The following is a 21341-nucleotide window of genomic DNA, read 5'->3' on the forward strand; positions in this document are numbered from 1 at the left end:
GTCCACCCAAGAGCTGACCTCCTTGGGTAGACGGTGACTGGACTCCACCCCCCTCACCTAATCTGACTTCATACCTAAGATGGCGCGAACAAGTGTCCGCATCTCGGGCAATCGCACCTCTGGAGCACGTGCAGGAAAGGGGTTGACGGTTTTCCGTGCGGAAGTGCGCAGCGTCAAAGCGTGAGAGCGTCCGGCCGACGTTTGGCGGCCAATGCTACCGCCAGGAAGGCCCCCATACCGACCGCGCCGAGGCAGGCATTGGCCAACAAGGCGACATCCGTGCCGAAGCGTTCCATCAGGACGGAGAAGACAAAGGGTGCCATCGCGCCTGCCGCCAGCCGTGCGGCGGCCATTCTTCCCGTAATCGCACCATAGCCGACCGATCCGAACAGCCAGAGCGGAAGCGATCCCTGCGCAATGCTGTTGACGCCGGAGCCGAGACCCAGACAGATCGCGAAGACCACGGCGCCTGGCAACCAGGTTCCGGAAAGACCGAGGACGACGACACTCGCCACGATGAGCGTGGCCGACAGGGTCGCGAGCATGGGGGGCAGCAAGTTTGCGCCGAATGTCATGTTGATGAGCCTGCTCAGAACCTGTGAAGGTCCGAAGAGCGAGCCGATCATCACGGCTGCCGCCCCGAAGCCGATCGCTCCCAGCATCGGAACCATATGCGTCAGTATCGCGGAAAGTGTGAACCCCTGTAAGGCAAAGGCCAACGAGACAAGAAGCATGCCGCGCCGCCTTGCCTGTACGGGAAGCGCGCCGGCAATCGCTTCCCGGTTCAGGCCGGAAGATTCGATCGCTGCAGGCGTCCGGCTTCGCATGATCCAGCGATGCAGCGGGAGACAGACAAGCAGGTTCAACAGCGCATAAGCGATGTAGATTTCGCGCCACGAGAGAAACTCTCCAAGGCTCGCGGCAATCGGCCAGAAGATCGTCGAAGCGAAGCCCCCGATCAACGTCAGATAGGTGATGCTGCGTGAAGCCGCCTTGGGACGGATTTCCACAAGTGCCGCAAAGGCAGCCTGATATTGCACCATGCTGGAGGCCACTTCCAGGAGGACTATGGCGATGGCGAACACAGCCGTCGAGGGAGACCAGGCGCATAGCAAAAGAGCCAGAGCGGAGACGGCCGAGCCGAAAGTCATGATCGTCGCCGCGCCGAACCGGTCCATCCATCCTCCAACGAGAGGAGCCGATAGGCCGCCCACCAGCAGCGAAGCGGAAAACACGCCGAACACTTGCTCGACGGTCAGGCCGAGGTCGCGTGCCATTGCGGGCGCAAGGATGCTGAAGCTGTAGTAGAGCGTGCCATAGCCGATGATCTGGGTGAGACCGAGTGCGGCGACGATGCCCGCGGGGACCCCGGACTTCATATCAGCCGTTCCCGCCTTCGGCCGGCGTGGAGGATGCCACGCGACACGGGTTTTGCTCGTTCAGTGATGCACGTACGCTGGCGTGTCCGACACAACAGTCCTCCATCAGGAACTTCACAAGATCGGCAAGGGCGTCGTAGCTGGCACTGTAGACGATCGAGCGCGATTCGCGCCTCTGCGTGATCAATCCGGCCCGCTCCAGCTCCTTCAGGTGGAAGGAGACGTTCGAGGGTGAGACGCCCATCTTTTCTGCTATCGCACCCGCAGCCATGCCGACCGGTCCCGCGACGACGAGTGTTCTCACAATTCCCAGGCGCGTCTCCTGCGACAGGGCGGCGAAGGACGATCGGGCTTGTCGCTCTTCCATATTTCAATCTTCCTACAATAATCAAATTAATGCGTAGCCGACCTGACGCAGATCGACAAGCCCGAAGTGAGATCACGCTTCCTGACCTTCAAATCCTTGATCCGCGCAAGCCATGGAACGATCGGCCTGCCGATTTGTTTTCACACATCTGGTTCGGAGATAAAGGAGATTACAATGAGGGTACTCGCCACGATCTTTACAGCAATTTCGATTGTGGGCCTCGCATCCGGTTCAGCCACGGGCGCCTGCAAAGATGGGACTTCGACGGACACCACCGCTTCCATCAATGCTGAAAAGCCGGGGATAGCCAAGGATGGAACCAAGGCCCCGCTGGAGACCGAGAACAATGCTGCCAGCAAGGACGGTCAGACGATGCCTCTGGCCAACCAACAAGGCGGAGGAGACAAGAACCTCGCTACGTCGCAGCAGGACGCCGAAGCTCAGCAGTCAGGCGAGCAGGCAGCCGCCGCGAAGTCTGACGATTGCGTTGTCGAATGAAGCAACGGCCATCCGAGCCGGGCTGGCTGACGGCGCCTAAGTCGAAGCCGTTTGCAGCACTCGGGTGGTCTCGCCACTGACGCGGTTGGATGAATGCCGGCCAGCTGGCTCTTGTATGGAGCGACGGCCGGCATTGGCGCTGACTTGCCGGCGAACGCGCCGCAGCGTCCGAAAATGAAATCCGGGCGCTCCCTTGACCCTGACATCGTTGGAAGATGCATGCTGTGGCGGTTTCGTGAAGCAAGGGTGTTTCCATGTACAGTCTCAGCATATCCGATATGACCTGCAGCCACTGCGCCGGTACCGTCGAGACGGCGGTGAAATCGGTCGATCCGAACGCCAGGGTCACCGTCGACCTCCTGGCGAAAACCGCATCGATCGAATCCGACATTGGTCTCGCTGCCTTTGTCGCCGCCATCGAGGATGCCGGCTACAAGGCGTCCGCCAGCAACGCTTGCTGCAGCCAAGGGGCCTGAATGCCGTGCACCGCTAGAGCAGTTCAGTGTTTCATTGAAGCACTGAACTGCTCTAATTTTTTAAGAGCGACGCGCTTCGGGCGGAAAACCGTCTGCACTTTCCTGGAACCGCTCTAAGCCTCCCGCTACGGTCTTGTGCGTGGCCGGAAGAAAACGCGCAAAGGCGCTTGACCTTCCCATTATTGGAAGGATTATGAAGGGTGCAGTTTGGGAAAGGACGTTCCGATGACTGCACTGAAAAAGATCGAAAAAGCCGCTCCGCTTCCGGTTTCCACCAACTTCGGAATCGAGGGCATGACCTGTGCCTCCTGCGTCCGGCGCGTCGAAAAGGCGATCACCGCGGTGCCGGGCGTCGCGTCCGCGAATGTCAATCTGGCGACGGAACGGGCAACGGTTCAATTCGATGGAGAACCGGACACGCTTGCGGTGCTCCACGCGATCGAGAAAGCCGGCTACGCGCCGAGGATCGCCACTGAGGAACTCCAGATCGAGGGCATGACCTGCGCCTCCTGTGTTTCTCGCGTAGAGAAGGCGCTGAAGGCCGTTCCCGGCGTTGCGGATGCAGCCGTTAATCTTGCGACCGAGAAGGCGACCGTGAGCCTGATTTCCGGAACCGCCGATCTGTCCGCCCTCGAAGCTGCGGTCCGGGGTGCCGGATACGAGCTTCGCAAGACCAAGCCTGCCGAGGCTTCGGCAGGAGACGAGGACCATCGCGCGGCCGAGCTTGGCTCTCTCAAATCCGCGGTGACGATCTCGGTGCTGATGACCCTTCCGCTCTTCCTGATGGAGATGGGGTCACACTTCATTTCAGGCGTCCATGAGCTGATCATGGGCACGATCGGCATGCGAAACAATCTGTACCTACAGTTTGCGCTCGCCACGCTCGTCCTCTTCGGACCGGGGCTGCGGTTCTTCCGGAAGGGCGTGCCGAATCTTCTGCGCTGGACGCCCGACATGAACTCGCTTGTCGTCCTCGGGACCACGGCCGCATGGGGCTATTCGGTCGTTGCGACCTTCGTTCCCCGAGTTCTGCCTTCGGGAACGGCGAATGTCTATTACGAGGCGGCCGCCGTCATCGTCACCCTGGTTCTCCTCGGCCGCTATCTGGAATCACGGGCGAAGGGTCGCACGAGCCAGGCGATCAAGCGGCTCGTCGGCCTGCAGCCGAAGACGGCTTTCGTCTTGCGCGGCGGCGAATTCGTCGAGGCGCAAATCAGCGAGGTCGTTGCCGGTGACGTCATCCGCATCCGGCCGGGTGAGAAGATCCCTGTGGACGGTACGGTCATCGACGGCAGCTCCTATGTCGACGAAGCGATGATCACCGGTGAACCCCTTCCCGTCCAGAAGACGGCCGACAGCGCGGTGGTCGGCGGCACGATCAACAAGACCGGGTCCATTACCTTCAAGGCCACCAAGGTCGGCAGCGACACGCTGCTTGCGCAGATCATCAAATTGGTCGAAACCGCCCAAGGCTCGAAGCTGCCGATCCAGGCCCTGGTCGACAGGGTTACCGGATGGTTCGTTCCGGCCGTGATTCTCGCAGCGGTGCTGACTTTTGCCGCCTGGTACACTTTCGGCCCCTCGCCTGCGCTCTCATTCGCCCTCGTGAATGCCGTCGCGGTGCTGATCATCGCCTGCCCCTGTGCGATGGGCCTGGCGACGCCGACCTCGATCATGGTCGGTACCGGCCGCGCCGCCGAACTCGGCATCCTGTTCCGCAAGGGAGAGGCTCTCCAGAGGCTGCGCGACGCCGATGTGGTCGCGCTCGACAAGACCGGGACTTTGACGAAGGGCCGCCCGGAACTGACCGACCTCGTCGCTGCAGAGGGCTTCGAGGCCGACGAAGTGCTTTTCCTCGTCGCGAGTCTCGAAACGCTTTCCGAGCACCCGATCGCGGAGGCCATCGTGTCGGCGGCAAAGTCCAAAGGGATCGCGACGGCCGCGGTCAACGGCTTCGAAGCGACGCCCGGCTTTGGCGTAAGCGGATCGGTGTCCGGGCGGCAGGTGCTGGTCGGTGCGGACCGCGCGCTCGCCACCAACGGGATCGACGTTTCCGGTTTCTCAACCGAGGCCGAGCTGCTCGGCGCCAGCGGCAAGTCGCCGCTCTATGCGGCCATCGACGGTCGGCTGGCGGCGATCGTCGCAGTGTCGGATCCGGTCAAGGAAACGACGCCTCAGGCGATCAGGTCCCTGCACGAGCTCGGCCTCAAGGTGGCGATGATCACCGGGGACAACCGCCGCACCGCCGAGGCGATCGCCAGAAAGCTCGGCATCGACGAGGTCGTCGCCGAGGTCTTGCCGGAAGGCAAGGTCGAGGCGATCAGAAAGCTTCGGCAGGGCGGCCGGTCGGTCGCGTTCATCGGCGACGGCATCAATGATGCGCCGGCTCTCGCCGAAGCGGATGTCGGCATCGCAGTCGGGACGGGAACCGACATCGCGATAGAAAGCGCCGACGTCGTGCTGATGTCCGGCGACTTGAACGGCGTTGCGAAGGCGATCGCGCTCAGCAAGGCGACGATCCTGAACATCAAGCAAAATCTGTTCTGGGCATTCGCCTATAACGTCAGTCTGATACCCGTCGCAGCCGGCGTCCTTTACCCGGTGACTGGCATTCTGCTTTCGCCGATTTTCGCGGCAGCGGCCATGGCGATGTCGAGCGTTTTCGTCCTCGGCAATGCGCTGCGGCTGAAATCGGTCAACCCGGCCTGAAGGCGTAGATGCGAGGGCGACCGGCTGCCGCAAGCCACGCTCGCAGAAAAGGAGAAACAGATGAATATCGGCGAAGCCTCCAAAGCCAGCGGCGTCTCCTCCAAAATGATCCGCTACTACGAACAGATCGGGCTTATCAGTCCCGCCCTTCGAACCGCGTCCAGCTATCGGACTTACGGCGACAACGACGTCCATACGCTTCGCTTCGTGCGCCGGGCACGCGATCTGGGATTCTCGGTGGAGCAGATCAAGGAACTCCTTGCTCTCTGGCGCGATCGGTCCAGGGCGAGTTCCGACGTCAAGGCGGTCGCCCTCGAACACATCGCGGAACTGGAACGCAAGATAGCCGCCATCCAGGAAATGACGCGGACGCTCAAGCATCTCGCGGGCCATTGCCACGGCGACGATCGGCCGGACTGCCCGATCATCGAGGAAATCGCGAACGGGTCCGCCCAAGTGAATATGGAGGTCAATCCCCGCTTCGGCGTTGCCGCGCTGAAATAGCATTCCTGAAACTGGGAGGCGTGCGGATATGGCTGACGTAAGCGCATCAGAAGCCTAGGACGGCTTTGGCGCCGAGAGTGGCCGCGGCAAGGAAGACGTATCGGCCTGTCTTGGCAATGGCGACGAGGATCAGGAAGGACCAGAGCGGCTCGCGCAACACGCCGGCGATCACGGTAAAGGCGTCCCCGAAAAGGGGCATCCAGGAGAAAAGGAGTGTCCAGCGGCCATAACGCCGGTACCATCCGCCTGCCCTCTCCAGCGACGCCTTCTTCACCGGGAACCACGGTCTGTCGTGAAAACGGTCGATGAACCTCCCGAGGAACCAGTTGCATAGGGCCCCGAGGATATTGCCGACGCTCGCCACGGCGACAAGTGCCACGAGCGAGAACTTGCCGGATGCGAGCAGCCCCACCAGCAACGGCTCGGACTGGAACGGCAGGACGGTGGCCGCCCCGAAGGCGACGACGAAGAGGCCTACATAAGCTGCGATCATCTGCGTTCAGGCCTCTTCGAAATCATCCTAAACTCTCGGTTCTTCTCGTCACACCATCACTACCGGCAGTAGCGCGCGCAGCTTCCCTGCGGCTGCATGGCGTCCGCACATGCAGCCGCGGGTGCATGCGCGCGGCCCAACTCTGCAAGCACAGCTGGCACTCCGGAACAAGAGTGGCTCCCCGACAATTGTGCAGGGGTGAGAACATCCTTCTTATCGCCGAGGGACGTCCTGCCGACGCCCCTCGATATCAGGAGTTGAGCGATGAAAATTGCGCAGATCGCACCCCTTGCAGAACGCGTCCCGCCGAAGCTTTACGGAGGCACGGAGCGAATCGTCCATTGCCTTACCGAAGAACTCGTAAGACTGGGCCATGACGTGACCCTTTTTGCCAGCGGCGATTCGCTTACAAGTGCCGAGCTGGTGCCCTGTTGCGACGTCGCGCTCAGGCTCAATCCGAGAGTGCAAGATTTCCTTCCCCATCACATCGCGATGCTGGAAGAGGTCCGCCGCCGCGCGCCTCAATTCGACGTTCTGCATTTCCATATCGAATTCCTGCATTTCCCCCTGATCAGAGATTTCGCCGACAGGACGGTGACGACACTTCATACACGCCTCGATCTGCCCGATCTGCAGCCTTTCTATCTGGCCTTCCCGGATATCCCCCTGGTTTCGATATCGCAGCATCAGCGAGTGCCGATGCCTCCGGTCAACTGGAGGGGCACTGTGCTGCATGGACTGGACCCGACGGTCTTGCCGCTGCGGGAAGGACGATCTGACGAGTATCTGGCATTCCTCGGGCGCATTGCACCGGAGAAGGGTCCCGACCGCGCGATCGAAATCGCCGCACGGTCCGGCATGCCTCTGAAGATCGCTGCGAAGATCGACGCCCAGGACCGCGCTTATTGGGAAGCAGTCGTCGAACCTCTCATCGCAAGCCATTCCAATGTCGAATACATCGGCGAGATAGACGAAGGCCAGAAGGCGGACTTCCTCGGCAATGCCGCAGCGCTCCTTTTTCCGATAAACTGGCCGGAACCTTTCGGCCTCGTGATGATCGAGGCGATGGCCTGCGGCACTCCGGTGCTTGCCTTCCGCTATGGCTCGGCGCCGGAGGTGATCGACGACGGCGTGTCGGGGATCTTGGTCGACACGGTCGAGCAAGCAGTCAAAAGCCTCGGACGCGTGCTGGAACTCGACAGGCGCAAGGTTCGCGAGAGCTTCGAGAGACGGTTCACTACCGAACGGATGACACGCGATTATCTCGACATTTACCAGAACCTTCCGGGTGTCCTGAGGCAGACCGCCTCCACGCCGCAAGGCGAGGCAAAGAAAGTCGGCCTCGAGGCGGCATGAGGAACGTATCGGAAGACGGATAAGATTGTTCTGCTGCGCCTTCGACGGACCACGCCTGACGCGAACAATCCGATCGCGTCAGGCGTTATCGATTCACGAAGGCTCGCCCCACCGATGTTGTTCGCTCAGGCGGCCGGCGCGACAGGAAGGACGCTCCATCGATCGGTACTCTCGCCGATGCGCTCGTCGCCGGGGCTGCCCGGCAGCCGTCTTTGTCGCTGGGCGAATTGCTGCTCCTGATTGGCGATCGAAGTTTCGGCGCCGTTCTGGTCCTGGCGGCGGGCGCGAACCTCTCACCGGCCGGGGTGATTCCGGCAGCGTCCACGCTGCTCGCAGCGGTCGTCGTTTTCGTTTCGCTGCAAATCGTCGCCGGCCAGCGGCATATCTGGATGCCGCGGTTTCTGCGCCGGAAGACCCTGTCTCGGCGGCTTGTCGAAGGGACGGGCAGGACGATGAAAAAGTGGTCTCGCTGGCTGGATCCATGGCTGACGCGCGGACTGCGCCCTTTGACTCAGCGGCCCTTCGACCGGCTCGCCGGCTTGATTTGCATCCTCCTGGCCGTACCCGTTCCCCTTCTCGAATTCGTCCCCTTTCTAACGAATGTTCCTATGACCATTGTTGCCATATTCGGGCTGGGACTGTTGGTCAGAAACGGGTTCCTCATGGCGCTCGGCTTTGCTGCAAGTCTCGCCGTCGCCTATTTGGCCTACCAGCTTCTGACGTCGTGAGACCGGTGGCTTAGTCATTGGTGTCAAACCGGATTTTTCTTCCGGGCCGGAAGAACCCGGAGCAAGATCAAAGTCGCAATCTACCGGGAACGTCCAAGAGCCCGGAGCGTTTTCGAATATGTGGCAGCCGGCTGGCGTCCCGAAATCTCAAGACCTGGAGTACAGCCATGGAACTGACGAACGCACGTAAACTTGCGACCGAGTACCTGCGCCTCGGCGGCCATCGCCGAGTGGTGATCGACGATAACCAGACCTCGATCAGGAATTGGGAGAACGAGCCCAAGGAGGCGGAGGACTTCTGGAAGAGCAACATCGAGACGCTGTCGCCGCAGATGCAGCGCGAAGTGGAACTCCTCCTTCCGACGATCAATCGTGCCTGAGGCGCTTGGAACCGAAATCGCGATCCGGAATTGTAATCCATGAACGCGTCTGCGGAAGCGATGGACATGAACCGTGTCTCAGAACTGTTGGCGGATCTGACGCCACCCGCCACATCCGCCTGGTGGACCCAGCACCGCGGCGATACACCCGTCGTCGCGACCGCCATTCACGACGGCCATGCCACTCGCGCCGCGGTGCGGCGCATGTTCGCGATTTCCGAAGAAGAACGCCTGCGGGAGGAGGACCCCTTCACCGAGTTCCTGATCCGCGACTTCGCCAACCGGATCATCGTCCATCGCTCGCGGTTCGAAGTCGACGTCAACCGTCCCCGCGGCGGCGCAGTCTACCTGCGGCCGGAACAGGCCTGGGGTCTCCAAGTATGGGCGGAAGAACCGCCGCAGGCCGTCGTCGATGCATCCCTTTCCGTGCACGACGAGTATTATGAGATGCTGGCATCGTTCCTTGCCGGTATCGAACGCTGCCACGGATGCTTCGTCGTCCTCGACGTTCACAGCTACAATCATCGCCGTGCCGGGCCTGAAGCGGAGCCGACGCTTTCGACCGACGCGCCGGACATCAACATCGGCACCATCTCGATGGAACGCAGAAAATGGGCGCATGTGGTCGACAGCTTCATGGCGGCGCTTCGCTCCTTCGATTTTCCAGGCGGACCACTGGACGTGCGCGAAAACATCGCCTTCCAGGGGCGGGGCGAGCAGACGCGCTTCATCCATGAGCATTTCCCCGACACGGGCTGCGCCATTGCCGTCGAATTCAAGAAAGTCTTCATGGAGGAATGGACGGGCGAGCCGCGCCCCGAGGTGCTCGTAGCGCTCAGAAGATTGCTCGCCTCGACCCTGCCGGCACTTATCGACGCTTTGGGGCGAGGTCGATGAAGCTTGCGCGCGCACCCATCCAACTCGAGGCCGATCCACCCGACTGGCTTGCGGATGCGTTGGCCGCAATCGAGGCAGGCAGAGCTGTCCGCAAGGAGTTCGAAGGCGGCGGACGCCTCCACATTGACCGGGCCCTGCCCTTTCTCTGCGTGCATTTTACCCGCAGCGACGAGGCACCTGTTGCGCGCGAAGTGGTCCGCGCGAACGCCTCTCACCTGCTCGCACCAGGCGCTGCCACGGCGAAACCTATCGTCGCCGCCGTCGGAAAACTGCTCGAGCGTCGATTCGGCGCCTTCATGGTGCTCGAAATGGACGAACTCGCCCAGGATGAGCTCCTGACCGACAATGCTCCTTTGCTGCCGCCCTTCAAGGTCGAAGTGATGGCCGGCGCCGAGGGAAATATCCGAGCCGCAGCAATGGCATTCGTCGACGCCGTCGAAGCGATCCCCGCGAAGTTCCGAACGCCGCGGGTCGAGCTCCATGAATGGCCGCAGGAATCCACACTAGAGGGAGAGACGCTCGATCTGCCATTCCCTTCAATGCGGGTTCGTTTCGCACCCGTCTACCGGCAGCACAATTCCGGCCGGATCTTCCCGGAAGTGCGCGAGCGGCTGATCGCGAGCATCTTCGATGCCACCCTGCACGCCTTCGCTGCCTTCGCGCGATCGACGCGCAGCCTCGAATTCCCGACCCATCGCGCGCTCGGCAGAAAGGCATTCATCGATGCCGTGGAGCGCACCGACCGCAGCATCGACGACGTCGCCTCCAGCTTCGATTTTCTTCTCGCCGTTACGCCGATAAATGCGGAAGCCGCCTGGAGCGAATTCGCGGCAAGCGATTTCGCGCGCGCGCCGCGTTTCCTCTATCGGCCTTTGATCATCGAGATCGAAGCCGCAAAGAAGACGCTGTTCTCGATCCCCTTCGATCACCTCGAAGACCCGGTGCTCTACCAACTCTACCGTGAAAAGCAGCAGGAAGTCGATCTGCAGCTGACGATGCTCTCCGCCCGTGAAACGAGGAAGTTCATCGAGTTCGGCCGTGCACTGTACGGTCCCGTCGAGCCGAACCTCCTCAGCGCAGCCGAAGAGATCCTCGCCCGCAGCCAGAAGGTCGCCGCGGACCCGCAAGCACCCGCCGAACGCCGTGCCGACAGCCATTTCGTCGAAATGCGGGCGGGCGAGATGATCGCCGCATATGCCCAGCGCTACGAGGGCTTCGAAGCGCTCGTGGAGGTGCGGGACGATCTTCCCGCCGGGTTGCTGGTTTCGGGAAGGCGGCTCCTGATCGCGCGCAGCACGATCATGGAGTCCGATCGCGTCGGTCCGATCCTCAGCCACGAAATCGGCGTTCACCTTCTGACCTACTTCAATGGATCGGCGCAGGGGCTTCGCCTGTTTCGCTCCGGTCTTGCCGGGTATGAAGGAATGCAGGAGGGCCTTGCGGTATTCGCGGAATATCTTTCGGGGGGAATGACGAGCGAGCGGCTGCGTCTCCTCGCCGCCCGCGTGCTCGCCTGCGCCGCGATGATCGATGGCGCGTCCTTGCCGGAGGTCTACCACCTGCTCGTCCACGAACACGGATTCCAGAGGGCGGACGCCTTCAATGTTGTTCTGCGCGTTTATCGCGGCGGCGGTCTCGTCAAGGACGCGATCTACCTGCGGGGACTTCTGCAGCTGCTCGATCATCTCGCAGCAGGGGGCGCGCTCGAGCCCTTCTGGATGGGCAAGATAGCCGCCTCCCATTTTGCCGTCATGCAGGAACTGCATGCCCGCGGCCTGCTCGGCGGCCCTTCGGTTCGACCCATGTTTCTGGATGGTCCGGAAGCGCCGTCGCGGCTTGCCAGGGCGCGCGAGCGGATGGCTCCACTCGATATGCTGCGGTAATAGGAGCGGCCCACATGCGCATCGCTTTTTTCGTCAACTCCGTCGAAGGCGAAGCCCCCTATTATACGACGACATGGCTGGCGCTCGCGGCGCTCGCACGCGGTCACGAGGTCTGCTACGTCACGCCGGGGGATTTCGTGCTGCGCCCTGACGACAGTCTGCTGATCCGCGCAACGACCCTGAAAGGTACGAAGCCGAAGAAGCCGGAGACGCTGCTCACAGCGCTCAAGGGCGAGCAGGCAAAGATCAGCACGCTCGACCTGCATGAGGTACAGGTGCTCTTTCTGCGGAACGACCCTTCCGAAGACGCGGACACGCGGCCATGGGCAGTCTATGTCGGCACGAATTTCGGGCGACTCGCCGCCGCACGCGGCGTTCTGGTGGTAAACGACCCGGACGGTTTGTCGCTCGCGCAGAACAAGCTCTATTTTCAGGAATTTCCCGAGATCATCCGGCCAACCAGCCTGATCTCGAGAAGCATCGAGGAAATCCGCAGCTTCATCGAGGATCATCCGGGCGGGGCTATCCTGAAGCCCTTGCAAGGCTCCGGCGGCAAGAACGTCTTCAAGATCAACTCCAAGGACGAGGCCAATCTCAACCAGATCTTCGAGGTCGCCAGCGGCGGCGGCTACCTGATCGCGCAGAACTACATTCCCGACGCGGTCGCCGGCGATATTCGTCTGTTCCTGTTGAACGGCAGACCGCTCGAGCGCGACGGCGTCTACGCCGCCTTCCGGCGCGTTCCTGCCGAGGGCGACGTACGCTCGAACATGCATGTGAGCGGCACGCCCGAAGCCGCGACCGTTACGCCTGAGATCCTAGAGATCGCGGAACGGCTCCGTCCCAAGCTCATCGAAGACGGCATGTTCCTGGTCGGGCTCGATATAGTCGGTGACAAGGTGCTGGAAGCCAACGTCTTCACGCCGGGCGGTCTTCCAGAGATTGCAGCGCTCCACGGTGTGGACTTCAGCGAAGACATCATGATCGCGCTGGAAAACAAAGTGCGAATCCAGGAGCTCTACCGCGGGGCCATTCCGAACCGCACATTGGCGGTCCTTTGAGGAGGTGCCTTCGGGATCTCGCGCACCGCACGATCTGTGGGCTAGTCTAATCCACCGGCCCGTCACGCCGTCAACAAAAGTGAGTTTACAAAAGTAATATAGTATGATTTTTTCTCGTCAGCTGCATGGAAGAGCAGCTTTCTTTGGGAGGAAATCATGAAAATCGTGAAGGCACTTGCGAGTGCAACGATCCTTGCTGCCTGCACTTTCGGCAGCGCTTCGGCCGCCGAACTCGTCGTCGGCTTTTCTCAGATCGGATCGGAGTCCGGCTGGCGTGCAGCTGAAACGACGCTGACGAAGCAGCAGGCGGAAGAGCGCGGCATCGACCTAAAATTCGCCGACGCGCAGCAGAAGCAGGAAAACCAGATCAAGGCGATCCGCTCTTTCATCGCGCAGGGGGTGAATGCCATCCTTCTCGCTCCGGTCGTCGCGACCGGCTGGGATGAAGTTCTCGAGGAGGCCAAGGACGCGGAGATCCCGGTCATCCTGCTCGATCGCACCGTCGACGCCTCCGACGATCTCTATCTGACGGCGGTCACCTCCGATCTCGTCCACGAAGGCAGCGTGGCCGGCAAATGGCTTGTCGATACCGTTGCGGGCAAGCCGTGCAACGTCGTCGAACTTCAGGGCACCACCGGCTCCTCGCCGGCGATCGACCGCAAGAAGGGATTCGAGCAGGCGCTCTCCGGCAACGACAATCTGAAGATCGTCCGCAGCCAGACCGGCGACTTCACCCGGACGAAGGGCAAGGAAGTGATGGAAAGCTTCCTGAAAGCCGAGGACGGCGGCAAGAACATCTGTGCGCTCTACGCTCATAACGACGACATGGCGGTGGGCGCGATTCAGGCGATCAAGGAAGCCGGTCTGAAGCCGGGCAAGGACATCCTCGTCGTCTCGATCGACGCTGTTCCGGATATCTTCCAGGCGATGGCTGCCGGCGAAGCCAATGCGACGGTCGAGCTCACGCCGAACATGGCGGGCCCCGCCTTCGATGCGCTTGCTGCCTTCCTGAAGGACGGCAAAGAGCCGCCGAAATGGATCCAGACGGAATCGAAGCTCTACACGCAGGCCGACGACCCGATGAAGGTCTACGAAGAAAAGAAGGGCCTTGGCTACTGATCCCGCTCAGCGCTCGGCCCGAAGATCGGCACCGATTTTCGGGCCGATGCGCAGTGCGCCAGAACCCGCGGCAGCCGCCGCGGGCCATTCCATCGAACGGACGCCCGCTCGTTCGTCGGGCGGCAATCCAGAGACGGCAGCCATGCAGACCAGCAGTGACAATATCCTTTCGGCCACAAGGATCGAAAAGGGCTTTCCCGGCACGAAGGCGCTAGACAGGGTAGATTTTCACCTGCGGCGCGGCGAGGTTCACGCGCTCCTCGGGGAGAATGGCGCCGGCAAATCGACGCTTATCAAATGCCTGACGGGCGCCTATCGCCGGGATGGCGGCAGCATGCTGCTCGACGGAGCCGAGGCCGACCCGCGCGACACGTTCGATGCCCAGAGGCTGGGCATCGGGACCGTTTACCAGGAGGTCAACCTGCTGCCGAACCTCACCGTTGCCGAGAACCTCTTTCTCGGACGGCAGCCCCGCCGCTTCGGCATGGTGGACACGCGCACCATGAATCGCAAGGCGCGGGAATTGCTCGCGGAATACGAACTCGATATCGACGTCACCCGTGATCTCGCGAGCTACTCCGTGGCGATTCAGCAGGTCGTGGCCATCGCCCGGGCCGTGGATCTTTCCGGCAAGGTCCTGATTCTGGACGAGCCGACCGCAAGCCTCGACGCGCACGAGGTGGAGATGCTCTTCCGCATCGTACGCCGCCTCAAGGAACGCGGGCTCGGCATCATCTTCATCACCCACTTCCTGGAACAGGTCTACGCCATCTCCGATCGCATCACCGTTCTGCGGAACGGGCAGTTGGTCGGCACGCGCAACGCGGCCGATCTCGACCGGCGCGAGCTGATCGCAATGATGATCGGTCGGGAACTGGCGACAGAGATCCATTCCGCCCATTCCGACGCGGTCGCGGGTGAGCCACGCTACAGTTTCCGAAACTTTGGCCGCCGCGGAAAGATCGACCCCTTCGATCTCGATGTCCGCGCCGGCGAGGTCGTCGGCATGGCAGGCCTGCTCGGCTCAGGGCGGACGGAAACCGCCGAAATCCTCTTCGGCGCCCATCGCGCCGATAGCGGTACGGCCGAGATCGATGGCCGGACCGTCGATCTTTCCTCGCCGCGTGCCGCAATCCGGCAGAAGTTCGGCTTCTGCCCCGAGGACCGCAAGACCGCCGGCATCGTCGGCGACCTGTCCGTGCGCGAGAATATCGTGCTCGCCCTTCAGGCAAGGCGCGGCTGGACCCGCCCGATTCCGCGCGCGGAGCAGAACCGGCTCGCGGACCACTACATCCGGGCACTCGATATCCGCACGGCGGATCGCGAGAAACCGATCAGGCTGCTTTCCGGCGGCAATCAGCAAAAGGCCATCCTGGCGCGCTGGCTCGCGACCGAACCGGAACTGCTCATCCTCGACGAGCCGACGCGCGGCATCGACGTCGGGGCGCATGCGGAAATCATCAGGCTCATCGAGAGCCTGCGCGAGAAGGGCATGTCGCTCATCGTCATCTCCTCGGAAATAGAAGAACTCGCCGCCTACAGCACGCGGGTCGTCGTCCTTCGCGACCACGCCCACGTTGCCGAACTCGATGGCGCTCAATTGACTGCCCATCGGATCGTCGAAGCGATCGCTGCGACCAACGGGAGGGAAGCGTCTTGATTCCGATCATGCGGACCTATGCCGGCCGCCTGCTGCCGCAGCTCATCGCATTAGCGGCAATTGTCATAGCGATTTCAATCGTCTTTCCCGGTTTTCTAAACCTGCAGATCCAGAATGGTCGTCTGTATGGAAGTATGATCGACATCCTCAACCGCGGCGCGCCCGTCGTTCTTCTGGCGATCGGAATGACCGTCGTCATCGCTACCAAGGGGATCGATCTTTCGGTCGGCGCGGTTATGGCGATCTGCGGCGCAGTTGCCGCCTCGCTGATCACGTCGGGGCATTCGCTTGCCGAGACCCTCCTCGCCACGCTCGCGGTCGGCATTATCTGCGGCATCTGGAACGGGGTTCTGGTCGCCGTCCTCGACATCCAACCGATCATCGCGACTCTCGTGCTGATGGTGGCGGGGCGCGGCATAGCCCAGCTCATCACCGAGGGAACCATTCTAACTTTCAATGATCCCGGCCTGATCTTCATCGGCAGCGGTTCCTTTGCCGGCCTGCCCATGCCGATCGTGATCTGGCTGGTTTTCGGCCTGCTCGTCGCCCTTCTCGTTCGGCGGACGGCGCTCGGCATGCTGATCGAGGCGATCGGCATCAACCGGCAGGCAAGCACGCTCTCGGGCGTGCTCACCCCCGTCCTGCTCGTGGCCGCTTACGTGCTCTCGGGTCTCTGCGCCGCGATTGCCGGCATCATCGCCGCCGCCGACATCCGGGGCGCCGATGCCAACAATGCTGGTCTCTGGCTGGAACTCGACGCCATTCTGGCGGTGGTCGTCGGCGGCACATCCCTGCTCGGCGGCCGCTTCAGCATTGCGGCGTCGGTGCTGGGCGCCGTCATCATCCAGGCGATCAATACCGGCATTCTCCTGTCCGGCTTCCCGCCCGAGTTCAACCTCATCATCAAAGCGGCGATCATCATCTTCATCCTGGTGCTCCAGTCACCGCGCTTCCGCACGGGGGTCTCGTTTCTGAGTATCCCGAAGGCAGCCGGCAAGCCGACCGAGCGAGAAGCGAAATGAAGCAGAAATATCTTCCACTTACGGCGACGATCTTGATCTTTGTCTTAAGTTCCGCGCTCTGCGTCGCGCAGTATCCGAACATGCTCTCGACCCGCGTGATCGGAAACCTTCTGACCGACAATGCCTTCCTCGGCATCGCCGCCGTCGGCATGACCTTCGTCATCCTCTCGGGCGGCATCGATCTGTCGATCGGCGCTGTGATCGCATTTGCCGGTGTGTTTCTGGCCGTCGTACTCGAGCATGGCGGCATGCATCCGCTCGTCGCCTTCGCGTTGCTGCTGGCCATCACGACGCTGTTCGGAGCGCTGATGGGGGCGATCATCCACTATCTCGAAATGCCGGCTTTCATCGTTACGCTCGCCGGCATGTTCCTCGCCCGCGGCATGGCCTTCGTACTGTCGATCGACTCCATTCCGATCAAGCACCCCTTCTACGCGACCTTGAAGAGCCTCTATTTCAAGTTGCCCGGCGGCGGCCGCATCACCCTCATAGGCGGCCTGATGCTGTTCGTCTTCGCGGTCGGCATTCTCATCGCCCACCGGACCCGCTTCGGCACGAATATCTATGCGCTCGGCGGCGGCACGGCGACGGCAAAGCTCATGGGCGTTCCGGTTGCCGCCACCACGATCCGGATCTACGCGCTGTCCGGGCTGCTCGCCGGCCTGTCGGGCATCGTCTTCTCGCTCTATACCTCCGCCGGATACTCGCTGGCCGCCGTCGGCGTCGAGCTGGACGCCATCACCGCCGTCGTCATCGGCGGGACACTGCTTACCGGCGGATCCGGCTTCGTTGCCGGAACGTTGGTCGGCATCCTCATCCAGGGTCTCATCCAGACATACATCACGTTCGACGGCACACTTTCGAGCTGGTGGACGAAGATCCTGATCGGTCTCCTGCTCTTTGCCTTCATCCTGTTGCAGAAGGGGATCATCCACCTGTCGCGCCCCGAACGGCAGCGGGCGTAGCCGCGGGACCGGGTGCCATGCCGGGGACCTTCGGAAATCAACGCGGCAAACGCACGAGCCACAGGCTCGTCGTCGAGGAGCTTGGCCAGGCGGTGGTCGGCGGCGAGTTTGCGATCGGCGAGACGCTGCCGGGCGACACGGATCTCGCCGCGCGCTTCAGCGTATCGCGCACCGTACTGCGCGAAGCGATGAAGACACTTGCCGCCAAAGGCCTCGTCGTCGCCCGCGCCCGCATCGGCACGCGCGTGCTGCCCCGGGCGCACTGGAACCTCTTCGACAGCGACGTGCTCACCTGGCATTTCGGCGCCGGTGTCGACGAGGATTTCCTGCGTCATGTGAGCGAGGTGCGGTTGGCCCTCGAACCCTATGCGGCGGCACTGGCGGCGCGCCGCGCCAGCGATGCGGACATCGCCCGGATGATGCGGCTTGCCGTCGCGATGGGCGATGCCAGCCACAGCCCCCACACGCTGGCGCTCGCAGATCTCGAATTCCACCTCCGCCTCCTGGAAGCCTCGCTCAATCCGTTCATGCGGACGGTCGGCAGCCTGATCGAGGCGGCGCTGATGGGCGTTTTTCAGCTTACCAGCCCGACAGCCGATGAAACGGAGATCGACCGCGTCGCGATCGCGCATATCCGCATCGTCGAGGAAATCCGCCGCCGCGACGAGGAAGGCGCGCGCAACGCGATGGAACACGTGATCCGCGTCGGTCAGGAGCGGTTGATCATGGATCTGAGGGGCCGGGAGAGTTAGCGAGGCGATGGCCCTTAATCCGGCCTGCCGGGCACCTTCTCCCCGCAGGCGGGGCGAAGAGGACTCGCGGGACCCTCCGCCTCACTTACGAGCCGCTGAGAGGCCTGTGACGCAGCCGCTTGCCCCTTCCCCCGTCAAGACGCGTCAAGACGGGGAGAAGGTGGCGGCAGCGGGATGAGGGGCGGCGCGAGACGTGATTTGGGCGTCCAATGGCGCTTTTTGCGGTTCGAGGCGCTTCCCCGTTTCCGCATCGAAGAGATGCAATTGCTTCGGGTCAATCGCCAGACCGATAAGCTCCCCGCCCGATGCAGCGGAGCGTCCGGTCTCCACGACCATGAGTTCCGGCTGGGTCGCGGAGGTTATGTAGGTGGCCGAGCCGGTCGACTCCACGACGCCGACGGGAATATCGAATGCACCCTGCCCGGCGCCGACGATGCGGATGTGTTCCGGCCGAATGCCCACCGTGACCGATGCCCCCGGCCGAACCGGGTCGATGAGCGAGAAGCTCGCCCTTGTGGCGCCGAGGTCGAGAGCCAAATGGCTGCCGTCCGCCTCCACGACCGCCGGAATGAAGTTCATCGCCGGCGAGCCGATGAAACCTGCAACGAAGCGGTTGGCCGGTCTGTCGTAGAGATCGAGCGGGCGGCCCTGCTGCTCGATGACCCCGTCGCGCATGACGACGACATGGTCCGCCATGGTCATTGCCTCGATTTGATCGTGGGTCACATAGACGGAGGTCGCCCCCAGCCGGTCATGCAGCGCCCGGATCTCCTTGCGCATATGCACGCGCAGCGCCGCATCGAGATTGGACAAGGGCTCGTCGAAGAGGAATGCCTTGGGATGACGAATGATGGCGCGGCTCATCGCAACCCGCTGGCGTTGCCCGCCGGAGAGTTCGCGAGGATAGCGCTTCATGAGGTGGGAAAGACCGGTGGTCGTCGCCACTTCGGCCGCCGCCTTCAGCGCCTCCGCTTTTTTAACGCCGCGTATGCGCAGGCTGTAGGTCAGATTCTCCTCCACCGTCATATGGGGGTAGAGCGCATAGGACTGGAAGACCATTGCGACGTCGCGCTTGCGCGGCGGAACGTCGTTCATCCGCGCCCCGGCGATCTTCATCTCACCGGCCGAAATCTTCTCGAGCCCGGCCAGAGACCGCAGGAGCGTGGACTTGCCGCAGCCGGAAGGCCCGACAAGGGCAACGAAGGTCCCCTCCTCTATCGCGAGATCGATGTCCTTGAGTGCGTGGTAGGAACCGTAGAATTTGTTGACGCCGTTGAGCTCGATCTGAAGGGTCATTTGAGGGCTCCTGAAGTGAGGCCGGAAACGATGCGGCGCTGCAAGAGGATGAAAGCGGCAAGGATGGGCGTCACATAGATCGTGGCATAGGCCATGATATTGTTCCATTCATTGGTATTCGGCCCCATGAAGGTGTTGAGGCCGACACTTGCGGGCTGCAGTTCGACGGCCTGGATCATCGATTTCGAATAGACGAATTCGCCGAAGGCCTGCATGAAGATCAGGATCGCGCTCACGAGAATGCCGTTCCGGGCGAGCGGCAGCACGATGTTGAAGAAGGCGCCGATCCGCGAATTGCCGTCGACGAGCGCTGCCTCTTCGAGCTCCATCGGCACGCTCATGAAGGTCGCGCGGACGAGGACCACGAAGAAGGGCATGCTTTTGGCAGCGATCGCCAGGATCACGGCAAGACGCGGCGTATCGAGGAGGCCCACTTGCGAGAAGCCGACGAAAATCGGCGTCACCATCAGCGAAGCGGGCAACACCTGAAGCATCAGGATGAGAAACAGGCCGATGTCCACCCAGACGTTGCGATAGCGCGCGAGCACATAGGCGCAACCGACGCCGAGCACGGCGATCAGCGCCACCGAGCCGAAAGCGATGACGAGCGAATTCCAGAGATACCGCGCCATGTTGCGGCTCTCCCAGACGAAGGCGTAGATGCTCCATTGTGGCTCGCTCGGCCAGAATTTCGGCGGGGTCGCAAACATCGCCGACCCGGTCTTCAGGGCGGTGATGTACATCCAGTAGAGCGGGAAGAGATAGATGGCCGCGAGCACGAGCGCGACAGCCAGCATCAACCGGTTGCGGAAAGTGTCGCTCATCCTCTGACCTCATGGCGCGTTGAGCGGACATAGACGACGGAGGCGAACATCACGAAGACGATCATGATCACCGAGATCGTCGCGCCCTTGGCGAAATCATACTGGCGGAAGGAAAGGTCCCAGGCCCAGTATTGCGTGACATTGGAGGTATTGTTCGGCCCTCCGGACGTGATGGCGGCGAAGAGATCGAATTGCTGCAAAGTGAAGATGAGCCCGAGCGCGACAATGGCACCGATCGTCGAGCGCATCATCGGCAGAGTGATCGTCCAGAAGCGCTGGAACGCATTGGCACCGTCGAGCTCGGCCGCCTCGTAGAGGTCCTTCGGAATACCTGACAGGCCGACCGAAAGCAGGATCATGTTGAATGACGTGCCGAGCCAGATATTGGCGATGATCACGGCCCAGAGCGAATAGTTCGGGTCCGAACGCCAGAAGATGTTGTCGGAAATCACGCCTGTTTCCCGCAGCAGAAAATTGAGGACGCCGAAATCACCCGAGAGAATCCAGTTCCAGATGGCGCCGACCACGAGGCCCGGCATGACCCAGGAGACGAGAAAGAGGCCGCGCAGCCACGACGCACCGGGGAAATTGACCCAGAAGAACAGCGCGAGACCGAAGCCTATGAGGAACTGCCCGGCGATCGAGGCGGTCACGAAGATGGCCGTGTTGAGGAGAATGGGCCAGGTTTCGGGTTGAGCGAAAAGGTCGATATAATTCTTGAAGCCCACGAACGGCCGCGAAAAGCTGCCGAGGCTGAACATGTCGACTTCCTGGAAGCTCATCACGACATTGTAGACAAGCGGCAGTCCGGAGAGGACGAACAGGAATGCGAGCGGCAAGCTCACAAGGCCGATATCGAAGCCCCTGCCATCCGTAATGCTCGATAGAATTCTTTTCATTGGCGATCACCTGTCCCTTGGCCGAGTCTTGCGCGGCCTATGCAGCGGCGACCCCGGCCGAAGCCGGGGATCG

Annotated in this window: 21 protein-coding genes; 15 read left to right on the forward strand and 6 right to left on the reverse strand. The window is 62.0% G+C overall.

The genetic code is table 11. The annotated features are described in order from the left end of the window. Positions 1–173 precede the first annotated feature (173 nt). Together arsK and JOH52_RS19975 are read right to left on the reverse strand one after the other, a co-directional pair. Positions 174–1379 (reverse strand): arsenite efflux MFS transporter ArsK, encoded by a 1206-nt coding sequence (gene arsK, locus JOH52_RS19970; protein WP_014527125.1) that lies wholly within the window; start codon positions 1377–1379, stop codon positions 174–176. 1 nt (position 1380) lies between these two features. After that, entirely contained in the window at positions 1381–1746 is a 366-nt protein-coding gene (locus JOH52_RS19975) for an ArsR/SmtB family transcription factor (RefSeq protein WP_014527124.1), read from the reverse strand. A gap of 174 nt (positions 1747–1920) precedes the next feature. On the opposite strand from JOH52_RS19975, the gene JOH52_RS19980 reads away from it, so the two are divergent. The 4 genes from JOH52_RS19980 to cueR all read left to right on the forward strand — a co-directional run bounded on the left by JOH52_RS19980 (position 1921) and on the right by cueR (position 5933). Then, the gene (locus JOH52_RS19980) at positions 1921–2244 is read left to right on the forward strand and encodes a hypothetical protein (protein ID WP_014527123.1); all 324 of its coding nucleotides are present in this window, start codon (positions 1921–1923) and stop codon (positions 2242–2244) included. A gap of 254 nt (positions 2245–2498) precedes the next feature. After that, positions 2499–2720 carry a heavy-metal-associated domain-containing protein gene (locus JOH52_RS19985; protein ID WP_014527122.1) on the forward strand — a complete coding sequence of 74 codons (222 nt, stop codon included), beginning with the start codon at positions 2499–2501 and terminating at the stop codon, positions 2718–2720. Positions 2721–2945: 225 nt separating this feature from the next. Then, positions 2946–5429, forward strand: a complete 2484-nt coding sequence (locus tag JOH52_RS19990) for a heavy metal translocating P-type ATPase (RefSeq protein WP_014530357.1) — start codon at positions 2946–2948, stop codon at positions 5427–5429. Between the two features lie 60 nt (positions 5430–5489). Further along, positions 5490–5933, forward strand: coding sequence for a Cu(I)-responsive transcriptional regulator (gene cueR / locus JOH52_RS19995; RefSeq protein WP_013850600.1), 444 nt, complete (start codon positions 5490–5492; stop codon positions 5931–5933). 46 nt (positions 5934–5979) lie between these two features. On the opposite strand, the gene JOH52_RS20000 is transcribed toward cueR, so the two are convergent. Next, positions 5980–6426, reverse strand: coding sequence for a YqaA family protein (locus JOH52_RS20000; protein ID WP_013850599.1), 447 nt, complete (start codon positions 6424–6426; stop codon positions 5980–5982). Between the two features lie 264 nt (positions 6427–6690). Between JOH52_RS20000 and JOH52_RS20005 the strand changes: the two genes are divergently transcribed. The 11 genes from JOH52_RS20005 to JOH52_RS20055 all read left to right on the forward strand — a co-directional run bounded on the left by JOH52_RS20005 (position 6691) and on the right by JOH52_RS20055 (position 18249). After that, positions 6691–7782, forward strand: coding sequence for a glycosyltransferase family 4 protein (locus JOH52_RS20005; RefSeq protein WP_014530356.1), 1092 nt, complete (start codon positions 6691–6693; stop codon positions 7780–7782). A 212-nt stretch (positions 7783–7994) separates the two neighbouring features. Continuing rightward, positions 7995–8510 carry an exopolysaccharide biosynthesis protein gene (locus JOH52_RS20010; RefSeq protein WP_014530355.1) on the forward strand — a complete coding sequence of 172 codons (516 nt, stop codon included), beginning with the start codon at positions 7995–7997 and terminating at the stop codon, positions 8508–8510. Between the two features lie 167 nt (positions 8511–8677). Beyond that, a complete protein-coding gene (locus JOH52_RS20015) occupies positions 8678–8890 on the forward strand; it encodes a hypothetical protein (RefSeq protein ID WP_004434611.1) in 213 nt (70 codons plus the stop codon). 39 nt (positions 8891–8929) lie between these two features. Then, the gene (locus tag JOH52_RS20020; protein WP_014530354.1) at positions 8930–9787 is read left to right on the forward strand and encodes an N-formylglutamate amidohydrolase; all 858 of its coding nucleotides are present in this window, start codon (positions 8930–8932) and stop codon (positions 9785–9787) included. Then, on the forward strand, positions 9784–11670 hold the full coding sequence (locus tag JOH52_RS20025) for a flavohemoglobin expression-modulating QEGLA motif protein (protein ID WP_014527117.1): 1887 nt from the start codon (positions 9784–9786) through the stop codon (positions 11668–11670). The genes JOH52_RS20020 and JOH52_RS20025 overlap by 4 nt, the downstream gene beginning before the upstream one ends. A 14-nt stretch (positions 11671–11684) precedes the next feature. Then, a complete protein-coding gene (locus JOH52_RS20030; protein ID WP_010975869.1) occupies positions 11685–12731 on the forward strand; it encodes a glutathione synthase in 1047 nt (348 codons plus the stop codon). A gap of 156 nt (positions 12732–12887) precedes the next feature. Continuing rightward, positions 12888–13850 carry a galactofuranose ABC transporter, galactofuranose-binding protein YtfQ gene (gene ytfQ, locus JOH52_RS20035; protein WP_010975870.1) on the forward strand — a complete coding sequence of 321 codons (963 nt, stop codon included), beginning with the start codon at positions 12888–12890 and terminating at the stop codon, positions 13848–13850. Positions 13851–13992: 142 nt separating this feature from the next. After that, positions 13993–15510 carry a galactofuranose ABC transporter, ATP-binding protein YtfR gene (ytfR, locus tag JOH52_RS20040; RefSeq protein WP_013850593.1) on the forward strand — a complete coding sequence of 506 codons (1518 nt, stop codon included), beginning with the start codon at positions 13993–13995 and terminating at the stop codon, positions 15508–15510. An 8-nt stretch (positions 15511–15518) separates the two neighbouring features. After that, on the forward strand, positions 15519–16532 hold the full coding sequence (locus JOH52_RS20045; RefSeq protein WP_033045625.1) for an ABC transporter permease: 1014 nt from the start codon (positions 15519–15521) through the stop codon (positions 16530–16532). Beyond that, entirely contained in the window at positions 16529–17497 is a 969-nt protein-coding gene (yjfF, locus tag JOH52_RS20050; RefSeq protein WP_127657750.1) for a galactofuranose ABC transporter, permease protein YjfF, read from the forward strand. The genes JOH52_RS20045 and yjfF overlap by 4 nt, the downstream gene beginning before the upstream one ends. Before the next feature lie 17 nt (positions 17498–17514). Continuing rightward, positions 17515–18249, forward strand: coding sequence for a FadR/GntR family transcriptional regulator (locus tag JOH52_RS20055; protein ID WP_014527115.1), 735 nt, complete (start codon positions 17515–17517; stop codon positions 18247–18249). A gap of 144 nt (positions 18250–18393) precedes the next feature. Here JOH52_RS20055 and JOH52_RS20060 read toward each other — a convergent pair whose 3' ends face one another. Genes JOH52_RS20060 through JOH52_RS20070 form a run of 3 tightly spaced genes read right to left on the reverse strand, consistent with a single transcriptional unit; the run spans position 18394 to position 21268 of the window. Next, positions 18394–19545, reverse strand: coding sequence for an ABC transporter ATP-binding protein (locus JOH52_RS20060; RefSeq protein ID WP_013850589.1), 1152 nt, complete (start codon positions 19543–19545; stop codon positions 18394–18396). Further along, on the reverse strand, positions 19542–20369 hold the full coding sequence (locus JOH52_RS20065; RefSeq protein WP_004434577.1) for a carbohydrate ABC transporter permease: 828 nt from the start codon (positions 20367–20369) through the stop codon (positions 19542–19544). Before JOH52_RS20065 ends, JOH52_RS20060 begins: the two co-directional genes overlap by 4 nt. Next, positions 20366–21268, reverse strand: coding sequence for a carbohydrate ABC transporter permease (locus JOH52_RS20070; RefSeq protein ID WP_010975876.1), 903 nt, complete (start codon positions 21266–21268; stop codon positions 20366–20368). Before JOH52_RS20070 ends, JOH52_RS20065 begins: the two co-directional genes overlap by 4 nt. Positions 21269–21341: the final 73 nt, after the last annotated feature.

It is taken from the genome of Sinorhizobium meliloti (assembly GCF_017876815.1).
In the GTDB taxonomy this organism is placed as follows: domain Bacteria; phylum Pseudomonadota; class Alphaproteobacteria; order Rhizobiales; family Rhizobiaceae; genus Sinorhizobium; species Sinorhizobium meliloti.

What these genes read in the sequence shown, in the direction of transcription:
- JOH52_RS20005 (WP_014530356.1), top strand. Translation starts at nt 6,691, where the DNA reads ATGAAAATTGCGCAGATCGCACCCCTTGCAGAACGCGTCCCGCCGAAG.
- JOH52_RS20055 (WP_014527115.1), top strand. Translation starts at nt 17,515, where the DNA reads ATGCCGGGGACCTTCGGAAATCAACGCGGCAAACGCACGAGCCACAGG.
- JOH52_RS20015 (WP_004434611.1), top strand. Translation starts at nt 8,678, where the DNA reads ATGGAACTGACGAACGCACGTAAACTTGCGACCGAGTACCTGCGCCTC.
- JOH52_RS20030 (WP_010975869.1), top strand. Translation starts at nt 11,685, where the DNA reads ATGCGCATCGCTTTTTTCGTCAACTCCGTCGAAGGCGAAGCCCCCTAT.
- arsK (WP_014527125.1), bottom strand. Translation starts at nt 1,379, where the DNA reads ATGAAGTCCGGGGTCCCCGCGGGCATCGTCGCCGCACTCGGTCTCACC.
- JOH52_RS19975 (WP_014527124.1), bottom strand. Translation starts at nt 1,746, where the DNA reads ATGGAAGAGCGACAAGCCCGATCGTCCTTCGCCGCCCTGTCGCAGGAG.
- JOH52_RS19980 (WP_014527123.1), top strand. Translation starts at nt 1,921, where the DNA reads ATGAGGGTACTCGCCACGATCTTTACAGCAATTTCGATTGTGGGCCTC.
- JOH52_RS20045 (WP_033045625.1), top strand. Translation starts at nt 15,519, where the DNA reads ATGCGGACCTATGCCGGCCGCCTGCTGCCGCAGCTCATCGCATTAGCG.
- JOH52_RS19990 (WP_014530357.1), top strand. Translation starts at nt 2,946, where the DNA reads ATGACTGCACTGAAAAAGATCGAAAAAGCCGCTCCGCTTCCGGTTTCC.
- JOH52_RS20025 (WP_014527117.1), top strand. Translation starts at nt 9,784, where the DNA reads ATGAAGCTTGCGCGCGCACCCATCCAACTCGAGGCCGATCCACCCGAC.
- ytfR (WP_013850593.1), top strand. Translation starts at nt 13,993, where the DNA reads ATGCAGACCAGCAGTGACAATATCCTTTCGGCCACAAGGATCGAAAAG.
- cueR (WP_013850600.1), top strand. Translation starts at nt 5,490, where the DNA reads ATGAATATCGGCGAAGCCTCCAAAGCCAGCGGCGTCTCCTCCAAAATG.
- JOH52_RS20070 (WP_010975876.1), bottom strand. Translation starts at nt 21,268, where the DNA reads ATGAAAAGAATTCTATCGAGCATTACGGATGGCAGGGGCTTCGATATC.
- JOH52_RS20065 (WP_004434577.1), bottom strand. Translation starts at nt 20,369, where the DNA reads ATGAGCGACACTTTCCGCAACCGGTTGATGCTGGCTGTCGCGCTCGTG.
- JOH52_RS20020 (WP_014530354.1), top strand. Translation starts at nt 8,930, where the DNA reads ATGAACGCGTCTGCGGAAGCGATGGACATGAACCGTGTCTCAGAACTG.
- ytfQ (WP_010975870.1), top strand. Translation starts at nt 12,888, where the DNA reads ATGAAAATCGTGAAGGCACTTGCGAGTGCAACGATCCTTGCTGCCTGC.
- JOH52_RS20060 (WP_013850589.1), bottom strand. Translation starts at nt 19,545, where the DNA reads ATGACCCTTCAGATCGAGCTCAACGGCGTCAACAAATTCTACGGTTCC.
- JOH52_RS20000 (WP_013850599.1), bottom strand. Translation starts at nt 6,426, where the DNA reads ATGATCGCAGCTTATGTAGGCCTCTTCGTCGTCGCCTTCGGGGCGGCC.
- yjfF (WP_127657750.1), top strand. Translation starts at nt 16,529, where the DNA reads ATGAAGCAGAAATATCTTCCACTTACGGCGACGATCTTGATCTTTGTC.
- JOH52_RS19985 (WP_014527122.1), top strand. Translation starts at nt 2,499, where the DNA reads ATGTACAGTCTCAGCATATCCGATATGACCTGCAGCCACTGCGCCGGT.